Source organism: Delftia sp. WSY_16, from assembly GCF_043104415.1.
Classification (GTDB): Bacteria; Pseudomonadota; Gammaproteobacteria; order Burkholderiales; family Burkholderiaceae_C; genus Comamonas; species Comamonas tsuruhatensis.
In genome coordinates, this window is record NZ_JBICKS010000019.1 from 455,135 (window position 1) to 480,067 (window position 24,933).

Annotated in this window: 26 protein-coding genes; 9 read left to right on the forward strand and 17 right to left on the reverse strand. The window is 65.8% G+C overall.

What is annotated here, in order from left to right:
* Positions 1–47 precede the first annotated feature (47 nt).
* The 7 genes from ACF8O7_RS11485 to ACF8O7_RS11515 form a co-directional block, all read right to left on the reverse strand.
* A complete protein-coding gene (locus tag ACF8O7_RS11485) occupies positions 48–1,058 on the reverse strand; it encodes an inorganic phosphate transporter (protein WP_016445779.1) in 1,011 nt (336 codons plus the stop codon).
* 22 nt (positions 1,059–1,080) lie between these two features.
* Positions 1,081–1,728, reverse strand: coding sequence for a DUF47 domain-containing protein (locus ACF8O7_RS11490; RefSeq protein ID WP_016445778.1), 648 nt, complete (start codon positions 1,726–1,728; stop codon positions 1,081–1,083).
* A gap of 143 nt (positions 1,729–1,871) precedes the next feature.
* On the reverse strand, positions 1,872–2,234 hold the full coding sequence (locus ACF8O7_RS11495) for a DMT family protein (protein ID WP_016445777.1): 363 nt from the start codon (positions 2,232–2,234) through the stop codon (positions 1,872–1,874).
* Between the two features lie 252 nt (positions 2,235–2,486).
* Positions 2,487–3,233: an ABC transporter ATP-binding protein gene (locus ACF8O7_RS11500; protein ID WP_047326590.1), complete on the reverse strand. Its 747-nt coding sequence runs from the start codon at positions 3,231–3,233 to the stop codon at positions 2,487–2,489.
* Positions 3,234–3,236: 3 nt separating this feature from the next.
* Positions 3,237–4,031, reverse strand: coding sequence for an ABC transporter ATP-binding protein (locus tag ACF8O7_RS11505; RefSeq protein ID WP_016445775.1), 795 nt, complete (start codon positions 4,029–4,031; stop codon positions 3,237–3,239).
* Positions 4,032–4,048: 17 nt separating this feature from the next.
* On the reverse strand, positions 4,049–5,128 hold the full coding sequence (locus tag ACF8O7_RS11510; protein WP_277848896.1) for an ABC transporter ATP-binding protein: 1,080 nt from the start codon (positions 5,126–5,128) through the stop codon (positions 4,049–4,051).
* A gap of 10 nt (positions 5,129–5,138) precedes the next feature.
* Complete coding sequence (locus ACF8O7_RS11515) at positions 5,139–6,068, reverse strand: branched-chain amino acid ABC transporter permease (protein ID WP_016445773.1); 930 nt, start codon at positions 6,066–6,068, stop codon at positions 5,139–5,141.
* A gap of 305 nt (positions 6,069–6,373) precedes the next feature.
* Here ACF8O7_RS11515 and ACF8O7_RS11520 point away from each other — a divergent pair, with 305 nt between their 5' ends.
* Positions 6,374–6,721, forward strand: coding sequence for a GFA family protein (locus ACF8O7_RS11520; RefSeq protein ID WP_016445772.1), 348 nt, complete (start codon positions 6,374–6,376; stop codon positions 6,719–6,721).
* A gap of 8 nt (positions 6,722–6,729) precedes the next feature.
* Here the strand turns inward: ACF8O7_RS11520 and ACF8O7_RS11525 are convergent, their stop codons facing one another.
* A complete protein-coding gene (locus ACF8O7_RS11525) occupies positions 6,730–7,335 on the reverse strand; it encodes a 2-hydroxychromene-2-carboxylate isomerase (RefSeq protein WP_016445771.1) in 606 nt (201 codons plus the stop codon).
* Positions 7,336–7,387: 52 nt separating this feature from the next.
* Positions 7,388–8,116, reverse strand: coding sequence for an SDR family oxidoreductase (locus ACF8O7_RS11530; RefSeq protein WP_016445770.1), 729 nt, complete (start codon positions 8,114–8,116; stop codon positions 7,388–7,390).
* 91 nt (positions 8,117–8,207) lie between these two features.
* Here ACF8O7_RS11530 and ACF8O7_RS11535 point away from each other — a divergent pair, with 91 nt between their 5' ends.
* Positions 8,208–8,657: a helix-turn-helix domain-containing protein gene (locus ACF8O7_RS11535; RefSeq protein ID WP_016445769.1), complete on the forward strand. Its 450-nt coding sequence runs from the start codon at positions 8,208–8,210 to the stop codon at positions 8,655–8,657.
* 38 nt (positions 8,658–8,695) lie between these two features.
* Here ACF8O7_RS11535 and ACF8O7_RS11540 read toward each other — a convergent pair whose 3' ends face one another.
* Positions 8,696–10,006: a replication-associated recombination protein A gene (locus ACF8O7_RS11540; protein WP_126310864.1), complete on the reverse strand. Its 1,311-nt coding sequence runs from the start codon at positions 10,004–10,006 to the stop codon at positions 8,696–8,698.
* 441 nt (positions 10,007–10,447) lie between these two features.
* Between ACF8O7_RS11540 and brnQ the strand changes: the two genes are divergently transcribed.
* On the forward strand, positions 10,448–11,761 hold the full coding sequence (gene brnQ, locus ACF8O7_RS11545; protein WP_016451105.1) for a branched-chain amino acid transport system II carrier protein: 1,314 nt from the start codon (positions 10,448–10,450) through the stop codon (positions 11,759–11,761).
* Here the strand turns inward: brnQ and ACF8O7_RS11550 are convergent.
* From ACF8O7_RS11550 to ACF8O7_RS11560, 3 genes are all read right to left on the reverse strand, one after another.
* Positions 11,748–13,274 carry a methyl-accepting chemotaxis protein gene (locus ACF8O7_RS11550; protein ID WP_126310865.1) on the reverse strand — a complete coding sequence of 509 codons (1,527 nt, stop codon included), beginning with the start codon at positions 13,272–13,274 and terminating at the stop codon, positions 11,748–11,750. The two genes, brnQ and ACF8O7_RS11550, sit on opposite strands and share 14 nt — an antisense overlap.
* Positions 13,275–13,441: 167 nt before the next feature.
* Positions 13,442–14,077 (reverse strand): outer membrane lipoprotein chaperone LolA, encoded by a 636-nt coding sequence (lolA, locus tag ACF8O7_RS11555; RefSeq protein ID WP_126310866.1) that lies wholly within the window; start codon positions 14,075–14,077, stop codon positions 13,442–13,444.
* Positions 14,078–14,105: 28 nt separating this feature from the next.
* Positions 14,106–16,469 (reverse strand): DNA translocase FtsK, encoded by a 2,364-nt coding sequence (locus tag ACF8O7_RS11560; RefSeq protein ID WP_016445764.1) that lies wholly within the window; start codon positions 16,467–16,469, stop codon positions 14,106–14,108.
* A gap of 260 nt (positions 16,470–16,729) precedes the next feature.
* Here ACF8O7_RS11560 and trxB point away from each other — a divergent pair, with 260 nt between their 5' ends.
* The 3 genes from trxB to rpmG all read left to right on the forward strand — a co-directional run bounded on the left by trxB (position 16,730) and on the right by rpmG (position 18,376).
* On the forward strand, positions 16,730–17,683 hold the full coding sequence (gene trxB, locus ACF8O7_RS11565; protein WP_016445763.1) for a thioredoxin-disulfide reductase: 954 nt from the start codon (positions 16,730–16,732) through the stop codon (positions 17,681–17,683).
* A gap of 268 nt (positions 17,684–17,951) precedes the next feature.
* A complete protein-coding gene (rpmB, locus tag ACF8O7_RS11570; RefSeq protein ID WP_012207163.1) occupies positions 17,952–18,185 on the forward strand; it encodes a 50S ribosomal protein L28 in 234 nt (77 codons plus the stop codon).
* Between the two features lie 20 nt (positions 18,186–18,205).
* Entirely contained in the window at positions 18,206–18,376 is a 171-nt protein-coding gene (gene rpmG, locus ACF8O7_RS11575) for a 50S ribosomal protein L33 (protein ID WP_012207164.1), read from the forward strand.
* Positions 18,377–18,442: 66 nt separating this feature from the next.
* Here rpmG and ACF8O7_RS11580 read toward each other — a convergent pair whose 3' ends face one another.
* A complete protein-coding gene (locus ACF8O7_RS11580) occupies positions 18,443–19,927 on the reverse strand; it encodes a PLP-dependent aminotransferase family protein (protein WP_016445762.1) in 1,485 nt (494 codons plus the stop codon).
* A 211-nt stretch (positions 19,928–20,138) separates the two neighbouring features.
* Between ACF8O7_RS11580 and ACF8O7_RS11585 the strand changes: the two genes are divergently transcribed.
* Entirely contained in the window at positions 20,139–20,507 is a 369-nt protein-coding gene (locus tag ACF8O7_RS11585) for a hypothetical protein (protein WP_017405191.1), read from the forward strand.
* Here ACF8O7_RS11585 and ACF8O7_RS11590 read toward each other — a convergent pair.
* Complete coding sequence (locus ACF8O7_RS11590) at positions 20,482–21,705, reverse strand: fatty acid desaturase (RefSeq protein ID WP_126310867.1); 1,224 nt, start codon at positions 21,703–21,705, stop codon at positions 20,482–20,484. The genes ACF8O7_RS11585 and ACF8O7_RS11590 overlap by 26 nt on opposite strands.
* Before the next feature lie 116 nt (positions 21,706–21,821).
* Positions 21,822–23,150 (reverse strand): RsmB/NOP family class I SAM-dependent RNA methyltransferase, encoded by a 1,329-nt coding sequence (locus ACF8O7_RS11595; protein ID WP_126310868.1) that lies wholly within the window; start codon positions 23,148–23,150, stop codon positions 21,822–21,824.
* Between the two features lie 92 nt (positions 23,151–23,242).
* Between ACF8O7_RS11595 and ACF8O7_RS11600 the strand changes: the two genes are divergently transcribed.
* Positions 23,243–23,515 (forward strand): DUF1653 domain-containing protein, encoded by a 273-nt coding sequence (locus ACF8O7_RS11600; protein WP_016445758.1) that lies wholly within the window; start codon positions 23,243–23,245, stop codon positions 23,513–23,515.
* Between the two features lie 7 nt (positions 23,516–23,522).
* Here the strand turns inward: ACF8O7_RS11600 and purN are convergent, their stop codons facing one another.
* Positions 23,523–24,101 (reverse strand): phosphoribosylglycinamide formyltransferase, encoded by a 579-nt coding sequence (gene purN / locus ACF8O7_RS11605; protein WP_016445757.1) that lies wholly within the window; start codon positions 24,099–24,101, stop codon positions 23,523–23,525.
* Positions 24,102–24,197: 96 nt separating this feature from the next.
* On the opposite strand from purN, the gene ACF8O7_RS11610 reads away from it, so the two are divergent.
* Entirely contained in the window at positions 24,198–24,878 is a 681-nt protein-coding gene (locus ACF8O7_RS11610; RefSeq protein ID WP_016445756.1) for a YceH family protein, read from the forward strand.
* The last annotated feature ends 55 nt before the right edge of the window (positions 24,879–24,933 follow it).

The following is a 24,933-nucleotide window of genomic DNA, read 5'->3' on the forward strand; positions in this document are numbered from 1 at the left end:
AAAGACCGCCATGGGCGGTCTTTCTTTTTGGCGGCAGCAGCCCCGGCTCAATACAGCTGCAGGCTGATCCAGTAGGCAATCGATGCCACGAAGGCGCTGGCAGGGATCGTCAGCACCCAGGCCCAGACGATGTTGCCTGCCACGCCCCAGCGCACGGCGCTGGCGCGCTGGGTGGAGCCCACGCCGACGATGGCGCCGGTGATGGTGTGCGTGGTCGAGACCGGCACGCCCAGGAAGGTTGCAAAGAACAGCGTCAGTGCACCACCGCTTTCGGCGCAGAAGCCGCCCACGGGCTTGAGCTTGGTGATCTTCTGGCCCATGGTCTTGACGATGCGCCAGCCGCCGAACATGGTTCCCAGGCCGATGGCCAGGTAGCAGCTGACGATGGTCCACAGCGGCGGCTCGGCGTCGCCGGCATTGGCATAGCCGGTGGCGATCAGCAGCAGCCAGATGATGCCGATGGTCTTTTGCGCGTCATTGCCGCCGTGGCCCAGGCTATAGGCACCGGCGGAGACCAGCTGCAGCCTGCGGAACCAGCGGTCCACCCTGTTGGGCGCGGCGCGCCGGCAGACCCAGGCCACCAGCACCATCATCAGCGAGCCCAGCAGGTAGCCCAGCAGCGGCGAGACGAAGATGAAGGCCACGGTCTTCCCGATGCCGCTGGCAATCAGCGCGCCTGCGCCGGCCTTGGCCATCACCGCGCCCACGATGCCGCCGATCAGCGCATGCGAGGAACTGCTGGGGATGCCGTAGTGCCAGGTGATCACGTTCCAGGCAATGGCACCGACCAGGGCACCGAAGACCACATGCGTGTCGACGATGCCGGGCTGCACGATCCCCTTGCCCACGGTGGCTGCCACGCTCAGGTGAAAGACAAAGACCGCCACCACGTTGAAGAAGGCTGCGAAGGCCACGGCCTGCGTGGGCTTGAGCACGCCCGTGGAGACCACGGTGGCGATCGAGTTGGCAGCATCGTGGAAGCCGTTCATGAAGTCGAACAGCAGGGCCAGCACCACCAGCAGGATCACGACCCACAGGGCCGCTTGTACGGATTCCATAGAGAAACGACTCCGCGAGGGCTCAGGAATTCTCGAGGACGATGCCCTCGATCAGGTTGGCCACGTCCTCGCAGCGGTCGGTCACCGTCTCCAGCAGCTCGTAGATGGCCTTGAGCTTGATGACTTCGCGCACATCGGGCTCTTCGCGGAACAGCTTGCTCATGGCCGAGCGCATCACGCGGTCGGCGTCCGATTCGAGGCGGTCGATTTCCTCGCAGGTCTTCATCGCCGCGTCCACCACCGAGGGATCGGAGATGCGCGACAGCAGCTTGACCGCATCGCGCAGCCGCTCGCAGCAGCGCACGCACAGGTCCGTCAGGCGCGTGATCTCTTCCGTCATGTGGCGCACGTCGTACAGCGCCATGGTCTCGGCCGAGTCCTGGATCAGGTCGGCCACGTCGTCCATGGTGTTGATCAGCGAGTGGATGTGCTCGCGGTCCAGCGGCGTGATGAAAGTCTTGTGCAGCGCCTTGGTGACGTCGTGCGTCACGCGGTCTGCGGCACGCTCGGCGTTGTTCACGTCCTCGTTGTACTTCTCGCGAAGATGAGGATCGTTGTAGTTGGCGACAAGCTGCGAGAAGGCATGCGCGGCTTCGACGATGCGATCGGCATGCTGGTTGAACATCTCGAAAAAATTGCCTTCGCGCGGCAATAACTTGCCAAAAAGCATGAATGCTCCTTACCGGGAAACAGGGGGAACCAGGCGACTCACTGCGTCACATTGCGGATGCTTGGCATGGCTTCCCGGCTTGAACGGGGCGAAGTGTACTCTTGAGTCCCAGGCGCGTTTTTGCGCGCCGGCGCGCCGCCCTGTCAGCCGCTGCGAAAAATAAAGTACACCGCGCCCACCATGCATAGCCCGGCCCAGAGGAAGTCCCATTTGAGCGGCTGGTTCAGGTAGAGCACGGCAAAGGGCGCGAACACCGCCAGCGTGATCACCTCCTGGATGATCTTGAGCTGCGCCACGCTGAACTGCGTGTGGCCTATGCGGTTGGCGGGCACCTGCAGCAGGTACTCGAACAGCGCGATGCCCCAGCTGACAAGGGCTGCCACGTACCAGGGCGACGAGGCGTGGTTCTTCAGGTGGCCATACCAGGCGAAGGTCATGAAGACATTGCTCATGGCCAGCAGGACCACGGTCTGCAGCCCGACGGGGATGTGTTGGAGCCAGTTCATGTGATGTGCAGCCCGACGCGGGGAAACCCAAATTATCGCGTCCGGCACTGGGCAGGGCGGATTTTCGATTTCTTTCCAAAAATTGCCTTTTTGCGCGAATTTCCTCGAATAACCCATTCCATCGCACAAATACGCAAAGTCTCGCATCGATCGACGCTTGATGAATCTTCATCAAATCGTCATATTTTTGCCATATCCCGTCAGTGGCACGGGGCATTCCATCCATCCCCGCGCTCACGGCAGCCGTGGCGCTCACTCGCCCAGATAGGCAGCCCGCACGCGCGGGTCACTGAGCAGGGTCTGGCCGGGCCCCGTCATGGTGATCAGGCCGGACTCCATCACATAGCCGCGATCGGCCAGCGCCAGCGCACGGCTGGCATTTTGCTCGACCAGCACAAGGGTCACGCCCAGGCCGTGCACGTCGCTCACGACCTCGAAGATCTTGTCCACCATGATGGGCGACAGGCCCATGGAGGGCTCGTCCAGCAGCAGCACCTTGGGCTGGCTCATCAGCGCGCGCGCCATGGCCAGCATCTGCTGCTCGCCACCCGACATGGTGCCGGCCAGCTGGTCGCGGCGCTCCTTCAGCCGCGGGAAGATGCCGAACATACGCTCGATGTCGGCGGCAATGCCGGCCTTGTCGTTGCGCGTGTAGGCGCCCATGAGCAGGTTCTCGGTGATGGTCATGCGCGCGAACACGCCGCGCCCTTCGGGCACCATGACCAGGCCCTGGGCCACCAGATCCCAGGCGCCCACGCCCCGGATGCTGCGGCCCAGGTAGTGCACGTCGCCGTCCGCCATCTGCAGGCTGCGCGTGACGGCCTTCATGGTGGTGGTCTTGCCGGCACCGTTGGAGCCGATCAGCGAGACCAGCTCGCCCTGGCGCACCTCGAAGTCCACGCCCTTGACGGCCTGAATGCCGCCATAGGCCACCTTCAGGCCCTCGACCTTCAGCAGCACCGGAGGGGACGCGCCCTTGTCTTGCTCTTGCTCGCCCATGGTTCAGTGTCCTCCCGTGCCCAGATAGGCTTCGATCACCTTGTCGTTCTTCTGCACCTCGGCCGGCGTGCCTTCGGCAATGGGCTTGCCATAGTCGAGCACGGTGACGCGGTCGCACAGGCCCATGACCAGCTTCACGTCGTGCTCGATCAGCAAGATGGTGCGCTGGTCGCGGCGGATGCGGTCGATCAGCTCGCGCAGCTGCACTTTCTCGGTGGCATTCATGCCGGCGGCAGGCTCGTCCAGCGCGATCAGCTGCGGGTCGGTGGCCAGGGCCCGCGCGATCTCCAGGCGCCGCTGGTCGCCGTAGCTCAGCGTGCGGGCCTTGAAGTCCGCGTACTTGGAGATGCCCACGTAGTCCAGCAATTCACGGGCGCGCGCGCGGATGGCGGCCTCCTCGGCCTTGAAGCCGCGCGTGCGCAGCACCGCGCCGATCAGGCCCGAGTGCGTGCGCACATGGCGCCCGACCATCACGTTCTCCAGCGCCGTCATCTCGGCAAACAGCCGGATGTTCTGGAAGGTGCGCGCAATGCCGGCCTTGGCCACCTTGTGCACGGCCGTGGGCTCGTAGGCCTTGCCGGCCAGCTCGAAACTGCCGCTGTCGGGCGTGTACAGGCCCGTGATCACGTTGAAGAAGGTGGTCTTGCCCGCGCCATTGGGTCCGATCAGTCCGTAGACCTGGCCCCGGCCAATGGTCATACCCACATCGGACAGCGCCTGCAGCCCGCCGAAGCGTTTGGAAATGCCCGAAACCCTGAGCACCGGAGCGCTGGAGCTGTTGTCTGCCGTATTCGCCATCTGCGGTTTCTCCATGCTCAGGACTGGTGCGGCAGGTTCTTGCCATGTTCGGGCGACGGCCACAGGCCGCGCGGACGCATCAGCATGATGACGATCATGGCCAGCGCGATCAGCAGCTGGCGCAGGATGGAGGCATCGAGCCGCCCATCGGTCATCTGCTGCAGGGGACCGGCCACATAGCGCAGCACCTCGGGCAACGCCGACAGCAGCACCGCACCCAGGATCACGCCGGGCAGATGGCCCAGGCCGCCGAGCACCACCATGGCCACGATCATGATGGACTCCATGAGGCTGAACGACTCGGGCGAGACGAAGCCCTGGAAGGCCGCGAACATGGCGCCCGAGACACCGCCAAAAGAGGCGCCCATGCCGAAGGCCAGCAGCTTCATGTTGCGCGTGTTGATGCCCATGGCCTTGGCGGCGATCTCATCCTCGCGGATGGCCATCCAGGCGCGGCCTATGCGCGAGTCCTGCAGGCGCCAGCAGATCACGATGCTGACCAGCACCAGGAAGAGGAACAGGTAGTAGTACAGCGTGACCGAGCTGATGTCGTAGCCGAAGATCTCCTGGCGCTTGGCCAGGTCCAGTCCCAGGATCTTGACCGAGTCGATCTGGCCTATGCCTTTGGGGCCATTGGTGATGTTGACCGGCTGGTCCAGGTTGTTCATGAAGATGCGGATGATCTCGCCGAAGCCCAGCGTGACGATGGCCAGGTAGTCCCCGCGCAGCTTGAGCACCGGAATGCCCAGCAAAATCCCCGTGATGGCCGCCAGCAGCGCCGCCAGCGGTATCACCAGCCAGATGGAGGTATGCAGCCCGTCCGGGAACATGGCGGCAAAGCCCTCGAAGGTCTCCGCCAGATGCGGCGAGGCCATCAGCGCGAACATGTAGGCGCCCACGGCGTAGAACGCCACATAGCCCAGGTCCAGCAGGCCCGCGTAGCCCACCACCACGTTCAGGCCCAGTGCCAGCAGCACATAGAGCAGCGCCAGGTCGGCGATGCGCACCCAGGCATTGCCGAAATACTGCAGCACCAGCGGCAGCGCCAGCAGCGCCAGGCCACCCAGGATCCATTGCACGGTCTTCTTGCTGTTCATGCGTCTCTCCTCAGGCGCGGTCGGCCACTCGCTCACCCAGCAGGCCCGAGGGGCGCAGCGTCAGGATGATGATGAGCACGATGAAGGCGAAGATGTCGGTGTAGTGGCTGCCCAGCACGCCGCCCGTGAGATCACCGATGTAGCCCGAGCCAATGGACTCGATCAGCCCCAGCAGCATGGCGCCGACCACGGCGCCCGCCAGGTTGCCGATGCCGCCGAACACGGCCGCCGTGAAGGCCTTGAGTCCCGGCAGAAAGCCCATGGTGTGGTGGGCCGTGCCGTAGTTGGAGGCGTACATGATGCCCGCGATGGCCGCCAGCACGGCGCCGATGATGAAGGTGGCAGAGATCACCATGTCTGGCTTGACGCCCATCAAGGCCGCCACGCGCGGATTCTCGGCCGTGGCCCGCATGGCGCGCCCGAGCTTGGTGTAGTTGACCAGGTAGGTCAGCGCAGCCAGCGCAATCGCCGTGACCACCAGCACCAGGATCTGGGTGGGCGTGATCACCGCCGTGCCGATCTCGAAGGGCGTGCTCGGCAGCAGCGTGGGATAGGCCTTGTAGTTGGGCTTCCAGATGATCATGGCCAGCGTCTGCAGCAGCAGCGAGACGCCGATGGCCGTGATCAGGGGCGCCAGGCGCGGGCTGCTGCGCAGGCGCCGGTAGGCCACTTTCTCGATCACGAAATTCAGTGCGGCGGCCACCACGCAGGCGATCACCGTCGCCAGCAGCAGGATCAGCCAGCCCGGTGCGCCCGGCATGGCCTCCTGCATCAGGCCTATGCAGCTCCAGCTGGTCAGCGCCCCGACCATGAGCACCTCGCCATGGGCGAAGTTGATGAGCTGGATGATGCCGTACACCATGGTGTAGCCCAGGGCGATCAGGGCATACATGCTGCCCAGGACCAATCCGTTGATGACCTGCTGAAGCAGTATGTCCATATGCGCTCTCCCCTTTTGCTCAGGATGGAGACATTCAGCGTGCCTCGCATCCAAACGAACGGAGCCAGCAATGCCATGGTGGTGGAAGCTCTCCTGCCGCATCCCGGCTTGTGATCAGGAAGCCGCAGGGGATGGGCGATTCTAGGCACCCCCCGGTGGCCTGCAACGCCTTGTTGCAGCGGGGTTTCCCGAGGCTTTACAAGCCACGCGCTCTTATGTAGCACTGCAGCAATTTGCCGCAGCCAGCATGAACTCCTACCATCAACGGCAGTGCCGCCAGCAAGCGGTGGCCACGGAGAACCCCGATGAAATACCACGGCAGCTGCCACTGCGGCGGCATCGCTTTCGATGTGGAAGGCGAACTCACCCAGGTCATGGCCTGCAACTGCTCCATCTGCGCGCGCAAGGGCGCCCTCATGTGGTTCGTGCCCCGCGAACAGTTGCAGCTGAGCACGCCCGAGGAGCAGATGCGCTCCTACACCTTCCACCGGCATCTGATCCAGCACCGCTTCTGCCCGACCTGCGGCATCCACCCTTTCGGCGAAGCCACCGATCCCAAGGGCCGGCACATGGCGGCAGTCAACGTGCGCTGCCTGGAAGGCGTGGATGCCGAAGCCTTGCGCATCACGCGCTACGACGGACGGTCGGCCTGAGGCTGGCTTCAGGCCCGCAGCGCCTCCTCCTCCACATCGCGCAGGCGGTCCTTGCCGAAGTAGATCTCGTCGCCAACAAAAAAGGTGGGCGATCCGAAAGCGCCACGGTGGAAGGCCTGCTCGGTATTTGCCAGCAGCCGGGCCTTGACTTCGGGCGTCTGGCTTGCGGCGATCAGGGCTGGGGCGTCCAGACCCGCACCGGACAGCTCGGTGCCGATCACCTGGGCATCGTCCATCTTGCAGCCCTTCTCCCACATGCTGGAGAACACCGCATCGACATAGCGCTCGAAGCAGCCCATGTCCTGGGCGGCCACGGCCCCACGCATGATCTGCAGGGTGTTCACGGGAAAGTGAGGATTCATCCGGAAGCGCGTGAGGCTGTGCCTGTGCACGAAGCGCTGCAGCTCCAGCGCCTCATAGGCGCGCTTGTTGGGAATGTCGGCATTGGCCTCGGCCGGGGAGCGGTTGTTGGCCAGCTTGAACAGGCCTCCCAGCAGGACAGGCACATATTCGAAGCGGATGCCGCTGCGCGCCTCGATCCGGGGAATGACCTGGTGGCAGAGATAGGCGTTGGGGCTGCCGAAGTCGAAGAGAAATTGCACCTTGGTGTTCATGGCGTGGCCTGCGGGAGTGGGAGGAAGTGACGATGCGATAAGGCAAGGCGGCTCACCACGGCTCCATCCAGGGACGGATCTCGGTCTCGTGCGTCCAGGCGTCGCGCGGCTGCTGGTGCAGTTGCCAGTAGAGGTCGGCAATGTGCTCGGGATTGAGGATGCCGCCCTGCTCCTTGAGGGCATAGCGCTCGGGGAAATTGCTGCGGATGAATTCGGTGTCTATGGCGCCGTCGATCACGGGATGGGCCACATGGATGCCCTTGGGCCAGAGTTCGCGCGCCATGCTCTGCGCCAGGGCGCGCAGGCCGTGCTTGGCACCGGCAAACGCGGCAAAGCCCTCGCGCCCGCGCAAGCTGGCCGTGGCACCCGTGAAGATGATGGTGCCCCGGCCGCGCGGCAGCATCACCCTGGCCGCCTCCCGCCCCATCAGAAAGCCGGCGAAGCAGGCCATCTCCCAGACCTTGAAGTAGACGCGCGCCGTGGTTTCGGTGATGCCGAAGCGCACATTGGCGCCGATGTTGAAGACGGCGACCTCGATGGGTGCGATCTCGGCCTCGATCTTCTGCACCAGGGCCACCATTTCCTCTTCCTTGCGCGCGTCGCTGCCAAAGCCATGGGCTTCACCCCCTGCGGCGCGGATCTGCTCGACCAGCGGCTGGAGTTTGTCGGCATCGCGGCGGGTGACGCAGGCGATATAGCCTTCGCGCGCAAAGCGCCGGGCAATCGCCCCGCCCGTGGCGTCACCGGCACCGATGACGAGGATGGCTTTCTTGTCGGTCATGGAATCTCCGTGGATGAAGAAGTCAGTTCATTTTTTGAACTTTATGCACGGTAGGTTTAAAATCTGAACCCGTCAAGCGGGGAACTGCCCAATGAAATGGAACGAACTGGAAGAGGAGCGCTGCTCCATCGCACGCACGGTCTCGGTCATCGGTGACCGCTGGACGCTGCTGGTGCTGCGCGACTGCTTTCTGGGAGTGCGCCGCTTCGATGAATTCCTGGGGCGCCTGGGCATTTCACGCCCCATGCTGTCGGACAGGCTGGCCAGGCTGGTCGAGGCCGGCGTGCTCAAGAAGGTGGCCTACCAGGAGGCGCCGGTGCGGCACGAGTACCGCCTCACGTCCAAGGGACTGGACCTGCATCCCGTGGTCATGGCCATCGTGCACTGGGGCGATGTGCACATGTCCGGCGAGGAAGGCCGGCCCCTGCTGCACCGGCATTCGGTGTGCGGCCACACGTTCGATCCCCTGATCGTCTGCTCGCACTGCCACGCTCCCTTGCACGCGCGGGATGTGACGGTGGAGCCCGGCCCGGGCGCCTAGCCCTGGCTCCAGCCCCGGCCTGCTCTCACGGGATTCGGCTATGCGCCGCCGCCGCCAGCCTCTTCATCCCACTTGCGCAGCACCGCCAGCTTCTCGCCGATCTTGATCTCCAGGCCCCGTGGCACGGGCTGGTACCAGCCCGGCTCCGCAATGCCCTCGGGCAGATAGGTCTCGCCGGCCGCGTAGGCGTTGGGCTCGTCGTGCGCGTAGCGGTATTCATGGCCGTAGCCCAGCTCCTTCATGAGCTTGGTGGGCGCGTTGCGCAGGTGCACGGGCACCTCGCGGCTCCTGTCCTGCTTCACGAAGGCCCGGGCCTTGTTGTAGGCGTTGTAGCCGGCGTTGCTCTTGGGGGCCATGGCCAGGTAGATAACGGCCTGGCCCAGGGCCAGCTCGCCTTCGGGGCTGCCCAGGCGCTCGTAGGTCAGGGCCGCATCGTTGGCGATCTGCATGGCGCGCGGATCGGCCAGGCCTATGTCTTCCCAGGCCATGCGCACGATGCGCCGCGACAGGTAGCGCGCATCGGCGCCGCCGTCGAGCATGCGGGTGAGCCAGTAGAGCGCCGCATCGGGATGGGAGCCGCGCACGGACTTGTGCAGGGCCGAGATCTGGTCGTAGAAGTTGTCGCCCCCCTTGTCGAAGCGCCTGGCATTCAAGGTCAGCGCGTTCTGCACGAATTCGGCATCGATCCGGGTGACGCCTGCAGCGCCCGCCGCCGTCTGGCATTGCTCCAGCAGGTTCAGGAACCGCCGGGCGTCGCCATCGGCATAGCCGATGATGGTGTCCCGCGCCAGGTCGTCGAACTGCAGGCCGCCCAGGGCCTTTTCCTGCGCGCGCTGCAGCAGCTGCCTGAGCTCTTCATCGGTCAGTGACTGCAGCACATAGACCTGTGCGCGCGACAGCAGGGCCGAGTTCACCTCGAAGGACGGGTTCTCCGTGGTGGCGCCGATGAAGGTCACCAGGCCGCTTTCCGCATAGGGCAGCAGCGCATCCTGCTGGGATTTGTTGAAGCGGTGGATCTCGTCCACGAAGAGGATGGTGTGCCTGCCCATGGCCAGGTTCTGCTGGGCCTGCTCCATGGCCGCGCGGATGTCCTTGACCCCGGAGAACACCGCCGACAGCGCAATGAACTCACACTTGAAGGCCGTGGCCGTGAGCCGGGCCAGCGTGGTCTTGCCCACGCCGGGTGGCCCCCAGAAGATCATGGAATGCGACTTGCCCGACTGGAAGGCCAGGCGCAGCGGCTTGCCTTCGCCCAGCAGGTGGGACTGGCCCACGACCTCGTCCAGGGTCTTGGGCCGCAGGGCTTCGGCCAGTGGTGCGGAGGGCTCCTGGGTGAACAGATCAGCCATGGGACAGCTCTCTCGAAGGCCGCTCCCCGCACGCGAGGTGCGGCAGCCCGTGTTGCGGATTCTTCGCCAAGAGGAACAGATGCAGTTGCAGAACCATGGCGCCATTGTCCACGCCATGGCTGGCGCAGGTGCGCCAGGCCTTGATGCCTGATGTCGGCCGTGGACTGAAACTCCTGATCTTCAGACGGGAATATGGCCATCGCCTCCAGGCATGTTACTGAAACGACATGGATTGTTTGCATGCACCCCATCAAGAGCAATCACTGACATTTCACACCTGCTTCGGGCCGCAGCCCTAAAATGCTGCCCTTTGCGGAGCCGGCCGCGCGATCCGCGCGCGACCTTCGGGCCTGCGTCATCGCAGCCTTCCAACCCGCGCCTACCTCCGTTTACGGAACCGCCTGCCATGCGGCAATGCGGTGCCTTTTCATTTCTGCATCCATGCAAACACTCAAGACCAGGGACCTGATCGCCCTAGGCTTCATGACCTTTGCGCTGTTCCTCGGCGCGGGCAACATCATCTTTCCGCCCATGGTCGGCCAGGGCGCCGGCGAACACGCGGCCGCCGCGGCCACCGGCTTCCTGCTGACGGGCGTGGGCCTGCCCCTGCTCACGGTGGTCGCACTGGCGCGCGTGGGCGGCGGCATGGACGCACTGACCTCGCCCGTGGGCCGCAAGGCCGGAATGGTGCTGGGCCTGCTGATCTATCTCATCCTGGGGCCGCTGTTCGCCACGCCGCGCACGGCGACGGTGTCGTTCGAGATGGGCTTTGCGCCTTTCATGGGCCACAGCAGCACAGCCCTGTTCATCTACTCTGCCGTGTACTTCGCCCTGGTCATGGGCCTGTCCCTGTTCCCGGGCAAGCTGATCGACAACATCGGCAAGCTGATCACGCCCGTGTTGATCCTGGCGCTGGTGGTGCTGGGCGCCGCCGCCGTGCTGCTGCCGGCCGGGGAGGCCACCAGGGCCAGTGGCGACTACCTGGTGTCGCCGCTGACCGAAGGTTTCCTGGAGGGCTACCAGACCATGGACGCGCTGGGGGCGCTGGCCTTCGGCATCGTCATCGTCAACGCCATCCGTGACCGCGGCATCTCCGATACCGGCCTGCAGACGCGCTACGCCATCGTCGCGGGCGTGATCGCCGCCGTCGGACTGGGCATGGTGTATCTGTCGCTGATCCATCTGGGCGCCACCAGCCAGTCCATCGCCCCGCAGGCACAGACCGGCGTGCTCATCCTCACGCGCTATGTGGATCACACCTTCGGCCCCATCGGCAGCCTGCTGCTGGCCGTGGTGATCTCCCTGGCCTGCCTGACCACGGCCGTGGGCCTGGTCAGTGCCTGCGGCGCCTACTTCAGCCAAATGCTGCGCCTGCCCTACCGTGCAGTGGTGGTGGCCATCGGCCTGGCCTGCATTCTGGTGTCCAACCAGGGCCTGGCCCAGCTGATCGCCGTATCCGGACCCGTGCTCGTGGGCATCTACCCGCTGGCCATCGCCCTGGTGGTGCTGAGCCTGCTGTCTGGCCTGTGGCGCAATGCGCAGCGGGTGTTCGCACCGGTGCTGGCCGTGGCCCTGTTGTTTGGTCTCATCGATGCAGCCAGGGCTGCCGGCTGGCAGGACTGGCTGCCCGCGTTCCTGAACAGCCTGCCGGGCAACGGCATGGGCTGGGCCCTGCCCGTGGCCGCGACCCTGGTGCTGGCCGCCCTCCACGACCGGCTGCGCCCTGCGCCCGCCGCCGCGTTCAAGCCGTCCTGAACCTCGACATGAGTTCGACCAGCTGATGGGCCTGCTTGCGCAGGCTCTCGGCGGCCGAACTGGTCTGCTCCACCAGCGCGGCGTTCTGCTGGGTGCCTTCCTCGATGCGGACGATGGCGCTGTTGACATGGCTCACGCCCGCGCTCTGTTCGCCGCTGGAATGGCTGATGGCGCCGATCATGCGCGAGACCTTGGCAATCGCCTCCTGCACCGAGGCCATGGTCGCGCCCGCACTGTCCACCTCCTGGGCGCCCAGGGCCACGCGCTGGGCGTTGGCCTGGATCAGGTCGCGGATCTCCCGCGCCGCACCCGAGCTGCGCTGGGCCAGCGTGCGCACCTCGGCGGCCACCACCGCAAAGCCCCGGCCCTGCTCGCCGGCCCGTGCGGCCTCCACGGCCGCGTTGAGCGCAAGAATGTTGGTCTGGAAGGCAATGCCGTCGATCACCTCGATGATGCTGACCACGCGTTCGGACGCATCCTGGATGCTGCGCATGGTGCCCACGACGGCCGAGATGGCATCGCCGCCGCGCGTGGCAATGTCGCTGGCGGACGAAGCCAGCAGGTTGGCCTTCTCTGCGTGATCGGCATTGCCGCGCACGGTGGAGTCGAGCTGGTCCATGGAGGATGCCGTCATCTGCAGGGCCGACGCCTGCTGCTCGGTGCGCTGGGCCAGGTCGCTGTTGCCCGCTGCGATCTGCGAGCTGGCGGATGCCACCTGCTCCGCATTGCCGCGCACTTCCACGACGATGCTGCGCAGCTGTTCCTGCATGGCGCCCAGCGCCCGCAGCAGCTGGCCCAGCTCGTCGCGGCCGCCGCTCGCTATGGCATTGGTCAGATGGCCACGGGCCACGTTCTCGGCCAGCCGGACCGCGCTGCGCAGCGGTGCCACCACGGCGCGGGTGATAAGCCAGCCAATGACCACGCCGGCCACGGCCGCCACCAGCATCAGCGCCAGGCTCAATTCCGTGGCGCGCCTGCCGCTGCTGTAGGCATCATCGGCCACGGACTTGCTCTGGGCAGCGATGCCGGCCTTGAGCCGGGACAGCAGCTCGGCCGGCTCGCGGTCCACGCCGCGCACGGCCATGTCGCCCACGGAGGGGTCGAAGCCCGTGGCCTCGAACTTGTCCAGGCCCACGCGATAGCCCTCGGCCATCTTGCGGTGCTGTGCCACAAAGCGCTGGGCCATCTCGCGCAGGGCGGCGTCTTCCACCAGGGCCAGCAAGGCGGTGGTCTTGTCCTGCACGGCGCGCTCATCGGACAGAAAGCCCTTCCAGTGCCGCTCGCGCAGCGCGTTGTCCGAGCCGCGCAGCAGCACGTTCTTCCATTCCTGGACCTGGGTCTTGAAGTGGCCTTCCACTTCTGCGGCAAGGCGCTCTGCGGCCATGTGGCGCTGTACGTCGCCGTGAAAGACGCCAAGGGATTGATGGGCCGACCAGAGGCCGAAGAATCCGGCGGCCAGGGTGAATAGCAGCGCCATGGCAATGGCGAGCGGCAACTTGCGACTGAGGTTCATAAAGACATGCGAGAGCCGGCCAGCATGTCCTCGAAGGGACGTCGAAACAGTCGCTGGCCGCAGGCCGCTATTGTCCCGGCGATATTAGGCAAAACCATTACAAAACCTCACAAACTGCGCACCGCAGCGTGTGAGGTTCTTGAAGGGCCGCCCTGTGCAGCGGTGGATTACTGCTTGAGCACGTCGGCGCCCGCAGGCACCTTGAACTCGAAGGTCGAGGCCGGCAGGGATGCCTGGGCCTGCAGCTTGCTGAAGCGGATCAGCGAACGCTGGCCAAAGCTGTCGAGGATGTCCAGCGCCGAAAGCTGCCCATCGGCTGCAAAGCCCACGCGCACGCTCTTGAGCTGGCCGTTCCTGTCCTTGGGGCTGGCCTGGACCCATTGCAGGCCATCCTGCTCGGGCGCGGACTGCAGATCGAAATCGGCGCTCAACGCCTTGAGATCGCTGGCCGACGCCAGGATGGCGGCAGGCGTGCTGCCCAGGGCCTGGGCCTGCGCGCGCTGCGTGACCTGGTTGAGGTCGGCGTCATAGAGCCACAGCGTCTTGCCGTCGGCCACGATGGTCTGCTCGAACGGCTTGGTGTAGACGAACCTGAACTTGCCGGGACGCTGGAATTCGAATTGGCCGCTGGAGTTCTTGGTGCGCGGCGGCTGGCCATCCTTGGACGGGGCCGTGACGGCCTGGGTGAATTCGGCGCGGCCGGCCTGGGAATTCTTCATGAAGGCTTCCAGGCTCTTGAGGCCATCGGCCCACGAGACCGTCGCGCTTGCCGCGATCACAACTGCAGTCAACAGACGTTTCATTCTTTCTCCATGATTGCGAAATGCGGGCTCATTCCCCGGCGCGCGCCGGCACCAGCACCTCGCGCTGCCCGCTGGCCGTGAGACCGCTGACCAGGCCCGCCTTTTCCATATCTTCCAGCAGGCGGGCCGAGCGGTTGTAACCAATCCTGAGCTTGCGCTGCACATACGAGATGCTGGCCTTGCGGTCCTTGAGCACCACTTCCACGGCCTGGTCGTACATGGGATCCTTCTCGCCGTTGCCGCCGTCGCCGGACTCCGCGCCGAACTCGCTGTCGCCCTCGGCCGTGCCGCCTTCGAGCACACCCTCGATATAGTCGGCCTCGCCCTGCTCCTTGAGGTAGCCCACGACGCGGTGCACTTCCTCGTCGGACACAAAGGCGCCGTGCACGCGCACGGGCAGGCCCGTGCCGCTGGCCATGTAGAGCATGTCGCCCATGCCCAGCAGGGACTCGGCACCCATCTGGTCGAGCACGGTGCGGCTGTCGATCTTGCTGCTGACCTGGAAGGCGATGCGCGTGGGAATGTTGGCCTTGATCAGGCCGGTGATCACGTCCACGCTGGGGCGCTGGGTGGCCAGGATCAGGTGGATGCCGGCCGCGCGGGCCTTCTGGGCCAGGCGCGCGATCAGCTCCTCGATCTTCTTGCCGACCACCATCATCAGGTCGGCCAGCTCGTCGATGACGATGACGATGTGCGGCAGGCGCTGCAGCGGCTCGGGCTCCTCGGGCGTGAGGCTGAAGGGGTTGGGAATCGATTCCTCGCGCGCCTTGGCCTCGTCGATCTTGGTGTTGTAGCCCGCCAGATTGCGCACGCCCAGCTTGCTCATGAGCTTGTAGCGGCGCTCCATCTCGGCCACGCACCAGTTCAGGCCGTTGGCGGCCTGCTTCATGTCGGTGACCACGGGGCACAGCAGGTGAGGAATGCCTTCGTAGACCGACATTTCCAGCATCTTGGGGTCGATCATCAGCAGGCGCACATCGCGCGCCTCGGCCTTGTACAGCAGCGACAGGATCATGGCGTTGATCCCCACCGACTTGCCCGAACCCGTGGTGCCGGCGACCAGCACGTGCGGCATCTTGGCCAGATCGGCCACCACCGGGTTGCCCACGATGTCCTTGCCCAGGCCCATGGTCAGCATGCTCTTGGCATCGTGGTAGACCTGCGAGCCCAGCACCTCGGACAGGCGGATGGACTGGCGCTTGGCATTGGGCAGCTCCAGCGCCATGAAGTTCTTGCCGGGGATCGTCTCGATCACGCGGATGGACACCAGGGACAGCGAGCGCGCCAGATCCTTGGCCAGGTTCACGATCTGCGAGCCCTTGACACCCGTGGCCGGTTCGATCTCGTAGCGCGTGATCACGGGGCCGGGCATGGCGGCCACCACATGCACTTCCACGCCAAAGTCCTTGAGGCGCTTTTCGATCAGCCGGCTGGTCATCTCCAGCGTCTCGGGCGAGACGCTTTCCTGGCGCTGCTGCGCCGCATCGAGCAGGTCCACCTGGGGCAGCTTGCTGTCGGGCAATTCGGAGAACAGCGGCTTCTGGCGCTCCTTGACCACGCGCACGCTGGGGGCCGCCGCCTCCTGCAGCACGGGCTCGATGATCTGCACGGGCTGCGGGTGCTGCACGGCGCTTTCCGTGCGCTCTTCCTGCAACACCTCTTCGCGCTCGCGCGCGGCACGGCGGCCTGCGGCCTCGTCCCGGGCCTTCTCGCGGCGCGCGAAGAGGAAATGCACCCATCCATCCAGGCGTGCGCCCATGGATTCCGCCAGATGCCCCCAGGAAAAGCGGAACACCATGGCCAGGCCGATCACGGCCACGCAGATGCCGATCAGGCCCGAACCCATGAAGCCCAGCCATTGCAGGCTGTGGTAGCCCAGCATGTAGCCAAAGACGCCGCCGGCAGGGCCTGGCAGCACGCTCTCGAAGCGGTACAGCCGCGTCCATTCCAGCGCGCAGCTTGCGCCCAGCAGCAGCAGCAGGCCACCCCAGAAACGCAGGCGCCGGCGCCACAGCGGCGGCAGTTGCACGCCATCGCGGGGCACGCCGCCCCGCAGCCAGCGGGCGAAGGAAGACATCCAGGTCTGCACCGAGGCCAGCACCAGCCACCAGACCGACATGCCGAAGCCGAAATAGCAGGCGTCGGCCAGCCAGGCTCCGACGCGGCCCATCCAGTTGGCGACCAGGCGCGCGTGTCCCGCCCCGGAGGTGGACCACGCTGGATCCTGGGGCGAGTAGCTGAGCATGGAGGCAAGCCAGAACACCAGGGCCAGCAGCCCCGCCAACAGCAGCATTTCATGGCCGAAGCGCGCCACCATGCCGGGGCGCGCCGCAGACTTGGATTTGCCCTTGGCGGATGTGGAAGCGTTCAGAGCGTTCAATGAGTAGGTCATACGCAGGCGGGAGCTTACCCCAGCCCCCTCGGGCTGGCCGCAAAAACAGCCAGGACGGCCTGCTAGCGTAATGCAAGCACTTGCAACAGAACATGACGCCGCTGCATGACGGCGCCATGCCGATCATTTTTGACAATCCGGGCCATTGATCCGCATGGCAACGGGAACCCGGCTGCGGAGCGATACTCCATGGCTGTGCCCGATGTATCTTTTTTCTGCACGCCGACTGCCGGCGTGCGCCTTTTTCAAGAACTGCATCCATGTCTTCTACGCAACACGCCAAAGTCCTGATCCTCGGCTCCGGCCCTGCCGGCTACACGGCCGCCATCTACGCCGCGCGCGCCAACCTCAACCCGCTGCTGGTGACCGGCATGGCCCAGGGTGGCCAGCTGATGACGACGACGGAAGTGGACAACTGGCCTGCGGACGTGAACGGCGTACAGGGCCCCGAACTGATGCAGCGCTTCCTGGAGCACGCAGAGCGCTTCAAGACCCAGGTGGTGTTCGACCACATCCACAGCGTCGATTTCTCCAAGCGCCCCTTCACGCTGACCGGCGACTCCGGCACCTATACCTGCGACAGCCTGATCATCGCCACGGGCGCCTCGGCCAAGTACCTGGGCCTGCCCTCCGAAGAGGCCTTCATGGGCCGCGGCGTCTCGGGCTGCGCCACCTGCGATGGTTTCTTCTACCGCGAGCAGCCCGTGTGCGTGGTCGGCGGCGGCAACACCGCCGTCGAGGAAGCCCTGTACCTGTCCAACATCGCCAGCAAGGTCACCCTGGTGCACCGCCGCGACAAGTTCAAGGCCGAGCCCATCCTCGTGGACAAGCTCATGGACAAGGTCCGTGCCGGCAAGATCGAACTCAAGACCCACTTCGTGCTCGACGAGGTGCTGGGCGACCAGTCCGGCGTGACCGGCATCCGCATCAAGAGCACCCAGGATGGCCATGCCGAGGACATCCAGCTGCAGGGCTGCTTCATCGCCATCGGCCACGCGCCCAACACCGAGATCTTCAAGGGCCACCTGGAGATGGACGAGACCGGCTACATCATCACCCAGGGCGGCCTCAAGGGCTTCGCCACCCAGACCAGCGTGCCCGGCGTGTTCGCGGCCGGCGACGTGCAGGACCATGTCTACCGCCAGGCCATCACCAGCGCCGGCACGGGCTGCATGGCCGCGCTGGACGCCCAGCGCTTCCTGGAGCAGGAATAAGCGGGAAGCCATCCCGCCCGCCCTGCCCTCGTGCAGGGCGGCAAAAGCCCCTGGCTGCCGCCGTGATTGGCTGGCCCAGGGGCTTTTCTCATGAAGACGCTATAATCCGTGGCTTTGCTGAATTTGAAGCGCGCCTTGCTTGCATGGCCAGGACACTTTCAGCGATGGGGTTACCGCCACCCTTTATGGCGAGGTGAGGTTGCCGGCAGGCCCTGCAGCAAATGCAGGGCATCAGCGTCGGCGGCTGTACAACTATCGGAGTGTCCTCATGGCACGCGTATGTGAAGTAACGGGCAAGAAGCCCATGGTGGGAAACAACGTTTCCCACGCCAACAACAAGACCAAGCGTCGTTTCCTGCCCAACCTGCAATACCGCCGTTTCTGGGTTGAGAGCGAAAACCGTTGGGTGCGCCTGCGCGTTTCCAGCGCTGCTCTGCGCCTGATCGACAAGAACGGTATCGACTCCGTGCTCGCAGACCTGCGTGCCCGTGGCCAAGCCTAAATCCCTCAAGGAGAAACACCATGGCTGCTAAAGGCGGACGCGAAAAGATCAAGCTGGAATCCACTGCAGGAACCGGCCACTTCTACACCACGACCAAGAACAAGAAGACAATGCCCGAGAAGATGGCGATCATGAAGTTTGATCCCAAGGCTCGCAAGCACGTCACGTACAAGGAAATCAAGCTGAAGTAATTCAGCCTGTCCCTGGTACCGACAAAGAAACCGCCCGGCGCAAGCCCGGCGGTTTTTTTGCGTCCCTCACCCGTGGCGCGCGGGCTGGCCCAGCTGCGCGCAGGCCATGGCGCCGAGATCGCGGCAGGCCTGCTCGACCACGCCATCCACGGGCAGGGTGCAGCCCAGGCGCATGCAGTGCTCGTAGCGGCCCGAGTTGGAGAACATGCTGCCCGGCGCCGTGCGTATGCCGCGCGCCAGCGCCTGCGTGAACAGCGCGGACGTGGACACGCCAGCCGGAAGCTCCAGCCACAGGCTGAGCCCGCCGGGCGGCAGGCTCAGCCGCGTTCCCAACGGGAAAAAGCGCGCCACCAGCTGCGCCATGCCCTCGCGCTGGCGCCGCAGCTGCTGCTTCAGGCGCTGCAGATTGCGCAGATGCGCGGGCGAGCCCACGCAGGCGGCCGCCAGCAACTGGGCCAGGGTCTGGGTCCCCCGGCTGCGCGCGAACTTGAGCATCTGCACACGGCCATGCCACTGGCCGGCGTTCATCCAGCCCTGGCGCAGGCCTGGCGCCATGCTCTTGTTGAAGGCCTCGCAATAGATCACATGTCCCGGCAGGCGGTCCCAGGCCTTGATGGGGCGCACGGGCTGGCTGCTTTCCACGAACAGGCCGTAGGAGTCGTCCTCGATCAGCGCCACGCCGTGGGCGGCGCACAGCTCGACCAGTCTGGCCTTGTGTTCATCGGGAATGCGCGTGCCCAGCGGCATCTGCAGCTCGGGCACGACCACCACGGCCTTCAGCCGGGGCTGGGTCTGCAGGGCCAGCTCCAACGCCTCAATGGACAGGCCGGTGCGCGGGCTGCAGGGAATCTCCAGCGCCTGCATCTGCAAGGACTCCACCACCTGCAGCAGGCCGTAGTAGGTCGGCGACTCCACGGCCACCACATCCCCCGGCGAGGCCACGGCGGCCAGCGCCAGGCTCACAGCCTCGGAATTGCCCGTGGTCGCCAGCACATCGGCCGGTGCGACATGGATGCCCGCCGCCAGCGCGCGCCGCGCCATGGCCCGCTGGAAATCAGGGTGGCTGCCCATCATGGAACGCCCCAGCACCAGCAGATCGGGCTGCTCGCGCAGCAGCCGGGCAGCCGCCTGGTTCAGGTAGCCGCGATCGAACAGTTCTGGCGGCGGCGTGGCACCGCCCAGGTCCACCTGCACGTCGGCCTGGCGGCCGCGCTCCAGCATGAGCGAGATGTGCTCATTGATGCCCGCAAAGTGCTGTTGTGGCAACGGCTGCACGGGCTGGCTCAGATCCGGCTCGCTGGCAGGCGCCAGCCCTGCAGGCCGGGCATCGCGCACGAAGTAGCCCACGCGCGGGCGGGCCTCGAGCTGGCCCAGATCCTCCAGATGCCGCAGCGTCTGCAGCGCCGTGGACAGGCTGACCTCGTGGCGGCGCATCAGCTCGCGCACGGAAGGCATGCGCTCGCCCGCCTTGAGCGTGCCCATCTCCATGGCCAGGCTGTAGTCGGCCGCCAGGCGGCGGTACAGGGTGGGGGCGGCGCTTGCGGCGGTCATGGGCAGGATGGAAAACGGCTGGGGATGGAAGTGCTTGACCGAGATCTTGCCTCAAGGCCCTGTTACGCAACAGATACAGATCATCAAGCCATGCAGCAGAACAGAACATGGACTGCCTGCACTGCTGCGGCGCAACAAACCATAGGCTGTGCCTGTGCCAAAGAGGGCCGAATGCCTACGCTTGGGGCCTGGAACTACAGGACACAGACCCATGCATAACGCCCACACCCGCTCGTTCGAACTGCGCCATCTCGCCCCCGGAAACGACCTGTATCTGTCCATGCAGGAGGGCTGCGAGCTGTTTTGCCGCCAGGGCAGCCTGGAAATCAGCGTCCCGCAGCAGGTCTGGGCCGATGCAGCGCCGGGGCTGACCCTCAGGCTGCAGCCGGGCCAGGGCTGGCGCGCAGGCGCGGACCTGCGGATAAGAGTCCGCTCCGTGTCCCAGGCCACGGCAGGTCTGGAACTGCAGCCGAACCCCGCAGCAAAAAGCCGCATCGCCTCCGAAGAGAAGATGCGGCCCCGGGAATGGACGCTTGCCGGCTGGCTTCGCAGCTTCAGGCGTGGGCAGCGCGCAGCTTGACCGAGAACTCCTTGAGCGCGGCAATGCCGCTGGCCTCGGCGCGATGGCACCAGGCCTGCAGATGGGCCGTCAGCTGCTCGCGCGACAGCGAGGTGTTGAGCCACAGCTGGCGCAGCTCCTCGCGCATGACCAGCATCTGGTCCAGCACGGGATGGGCGGCGCGCGCCTGGGCCAGCTGGTCCTGCGCCTGGGCGGGCACCTTGTCGGCATCGCGGTGCAGCCAGCGGCGCGCCGTCCTGAGCAAGGACAGGTCGGCCTGCTGCGCCTTGCGCTGCTTGAGCGCATCGAGTTCGAACTGCACGGCGGCACGCACGCCGCGCGCATAGCGGGCCATGACCTCGTAGCGGTTGGCGATCACGGCCTCCAGCGTCTTTTCGTCGGCCACAGGCTTGATGGCGCCCATGACCAGCCTGGGCGGCGTTTTCTTGACCTTGGCCCAGCCGACCGCCTGCATCGCCCGGATGTAGGCCCAGCCCATATCGAACTCATAGCGCTTGACCGAGAACTTGGCCGAGGTCGGATAGGTGTGGTGGTTGTTATGCAGTTCCTCACCGCCGATGACCAGGCCCCAGGGCACGAGGTTGGTGCTGGCGTCCTGGGCCTCGAAGTTGCGGTAGCCCCAGAAATGGCCCAGGCCGTTGACCACACCGGCAGCCCAGAACGGAATCCAGGCCATCTGCACGGCCCAGATGGTCAGTCCGATGGCGCCGAACAGCAGCACGTTGATGACCAGCATCAGAGAAGGACCCCAGATCGAATGCCGGCTGTAGAGATGGCGCTCGATCCAGTCGTCGGGCGTGCCGTGGCCGAACTTCCTGAGCGTCTCGGCGTTCTTGGCCTCTTCGCGGTACAGCTCCGCGCCCTGGCGCATCACGGTATCCAGCCCGCGCGTTTGCGGGCTGTGGGGATCGTCCTCGGTTTCGCACTTGGCGTGGTGCTTGCGGTGGATGGCCACCCACTCCTTGGTGACCATGCCCGTGCCCAACCACAACCAGAACCGGAAGAAATGCGAGGGCACCGGCCCCAGGTCCAGCGAACGATGGGCCTGACAGCGGTGCAGGAAGATGGTGACGCCCGCAATCGTGACGTGGGTGGTGACCAGGGCATACAGCAGCAGCTGCCACCACGACAGCTGCCACAGGCCATGGGCCATCCAGTCCAGGGCAATATTCCAAACCGACGCGAAATCCACAGACATGACCCAAGCCTTTGCCAAAGCCGGCGCCCAGTGGCACCGATGCCTCAATTTTAGGCGAGCCCCCCGTGAAGGCGTTCGGCAATCTCCCGCGATTTACAGCTTATTGCGTCTGCAAGTTACGGCTTCCGGGTCCAAACGGCGGCGAAAAACCCGTCCGTCTCATGGCGCTGGGGCCACAGGCGCAGGTACTGCGTGCCGGTCTCGCCGCCGCTGCACAGCACATCGCCCCGCTCCACCTTGAGCTGGGCCAGAAGTTCTCCGGCATCCATGGCCACGAAGTCAGAGTGCTCCGCTGCAAAGGCGTCGGCGATGGCTTCGTTTTCCTGGGGCAGGACCGAACAGGTGGCATAGACCAGGCGTCCGCCCGGCTTGACCAGCCGCGCAGCACTGGCCAGGATGGCCGCCTGCTTTTGCGTGAGCTCCTCGATGGCCTTGGCCGACTGGCGCCACTTGAGGTCGGGATTGCGGCGCAGCGTGCCCAGGCCCGAGCAGGGGGCATCGACCAGCACGCGGTCGATCTTTCCGGCCAGGCGCTTGACGCGGTCGTCGCGCTCATGGGCGATGGCCGCGGGGTGCACGTTCGACAGGCCCGAGCGCGCCAGGCGCGGCTTCAGGGCCTCGAGCCGGTGGCCCGAGACATCGAAGGCGTACAGACGCCCCGTGCTGCGCATCGAAGCACCAATGGCCAGGGTCTTGCCGCCTGCGCCTGCACAGAAATCGACCACCATTTCGCCGCGCTTGGCATCGAGCATCAGCGCCAGCAGTTGCGAGCCTTCGTCCTGCACCTCGATGGCACCGCGCGTGAAAACGTCCATCCGGGCCAGCGCCGGCTTGCCCTGCACACGCAGGCCCCAGGGCGAGTAAGGCGTGGCTTCGGCAGCGATGCCGGCATCGGCCAGTTCCTTTTGCACATCGGCACGCTTGGCGTTCAGCGCATTGACGCGCAGATCCAGCGGCGCGGCCTGTTCCATGCTCTGGGCAAAGGCCCAGAAGTCATCGCCCAGTTGCTGCTGTAGCGGCGCGACCAGCCATTCGGGAAGGTTGTGGCGGTGCGGCTCCATCAGTTCGTCGGGACGCACGGCCTCGCAGGCGTCCAGCCATTGCAGCTCCTGCGGCGACAGCGCGGCACGCACGAAGCTGCGTGTGTCCTTGACACCTTGCTCGGTCTTGCCAGCCACGCGGGCCAGTGCCTCCTGGCTGTGGGCAAAGCCCAAAATGGCCAGCCTGCGCTCACGCGAGCCGCTGCCAGAACGCGCCAGGCTCTCAAAAAGCAGCTTCTTGCGCAGCACGGTGTAGGCGGTCTCGGCCAGCGCAGCGCGCTCGCGCGGGCCCAGGTTGCGGTTTTCACGGAAAAAGCGTGACACCACGGCGTCGGCCGGATGTTCGAAAGTCAGGGTGCGCTTGACCAGTTCGGCGCAGGCGTCGAGAAGCTGTTTGGGATGCATGGCCGCGATTGTCCCACTGCCTTGCAAATCCGAGAGGGGCGCAGGTCGGAACCCGGAGCAACGCCGGGCTGGCACGGCTACCATGGCGCCCCATGACCGATGACGACCTGCCCCCTCTGATTGCCACGCCCCCGGGCCTGTACCGCCACTACAAGGGCGCTCCCTACGAGGTGCTTGCCACCGTGCGCCACAGCGAAACGCGCGAGTCCATGACCCTGTACCGCGCGCTCTACGGCGAGCGCGGCCTGTGGGTGCGGCCAGCCGCCATGTTCAACGAAACCGTGGTCATCAACGGCGTGGAGCAGCCCCGCTTTGCACGCTGCCCCGAAGTGGAGCAGCAGGCCTTTCAGAGCGAAGGCCTGTGAGCAGACCCTAGCCCCGCATCAACTGCGCCACGGCGCGCGGGTAGATGATGTGCTCCTGCACCAGCACGCGCGCGGCCAGTGCCTGGGCCGTGTCGCCGGGCAGCACGGGCACCACGGCCTGCTCCAGGATGGGGCCCACATCCAGCTCGGCCGTCACGCGGTGCACGGTGCAGCCGGCGAAGCGGCAGCCTGCATCGATGGCCCGCTGGTGCGTGTGCAGGCCCGTGAAGGCGGGCAGCAGCGAGGGGTGGATGTTGATCATGCGACCTTCGTAATGCGCAACGAAGCCCGGCGTGAGGATGCGCATGAAGCCGGCAAGCACGACCAGCGCGGGCGCGTGCCGGTCGATCACCTGGGCCAGCTCGGCGTCGAAGGCCTCGCGGCTGGGGAACGGGCGGTGGTCCAGCACCTCGGTGGCAATGCCCTGCTCGCGCGCGAAAACCAGGCCCGAAGCCTCGGCCTTGTTGCTGACCACGGCGGCCACGCGGGCGCCATAACGCCGCGCCCAGTCCTGTTGCTGCGAAGCACGCACAATGGCAGCCATGTTCGAGCCGCCGCCCGAGATCAGGATCACGATATTTTTCATGGGCGGCGATTGTCGCACCGCGGGCCGCGCGGCCTGCGCCAGCCCCGGCAAGGCCCATGGCCCTGCCGGGCCTTGTCACCTCTTGCCCTCAGACCCATGCCATTCGATCCCCGCTCCACCCCCTTGACCGCCGTCGAAGCCCGCGTGCTGGCCACCCTGATGGAGAAGGCGCGTACCGTGCCCGACAGCTACCCGCTCACGCTCAACGCACTGGTGACGGGCTGCAACCAGAAAAGCAGTCGCGATCCGGTGATGGAAGTCAGCGAGGGCGAAGCCCAGGAAGCGCTGGACAGCCTGCGCCTGCGCACCATGTCCGTGCAGATCAGCAGCGCACGCGCCACGCGCTGGGAACACAACTTCCCGCGCGGCGTGGGTGTGCCCGACCAGAGCGCCGTGCTGCTGTCCCTGCTGATGCTGCGCGGCCCGCAGACGGCTGGCGAGCTGCGCATCAACTCCGAGCGCTGGCACCGCTTTGCCGACATCTCCTCGGTCGAAGCCTTCCTGGAAGAGCTGCGCGAGCGCAGCGAGGAAAAAGGCGGCCCGCTGGTCGTCCTGCTGCCCCGCGCGCCCGGCGCGCGCGAACAACGCTGGGCCCACCTGCTGTGCGGCCCCGTGGACGTGAACGCGATCGCCTCGGCCCCTGCGGCAGCAGGCGCACGCGGCGATGCCCTGGCCCAGCGCGTGGTCGATCTGGAAGCCCAGGTACGCCAGCTGCAGGCACGTCTGGCACATGTCTACGCCCAGCTGGGTCTGGAAGAACCAGATCAGCCTGCCTGATATCCGGCGGCCGTGAAGCCATCAGGGATTGCCATAGGTTGTCACGCCCTGGACA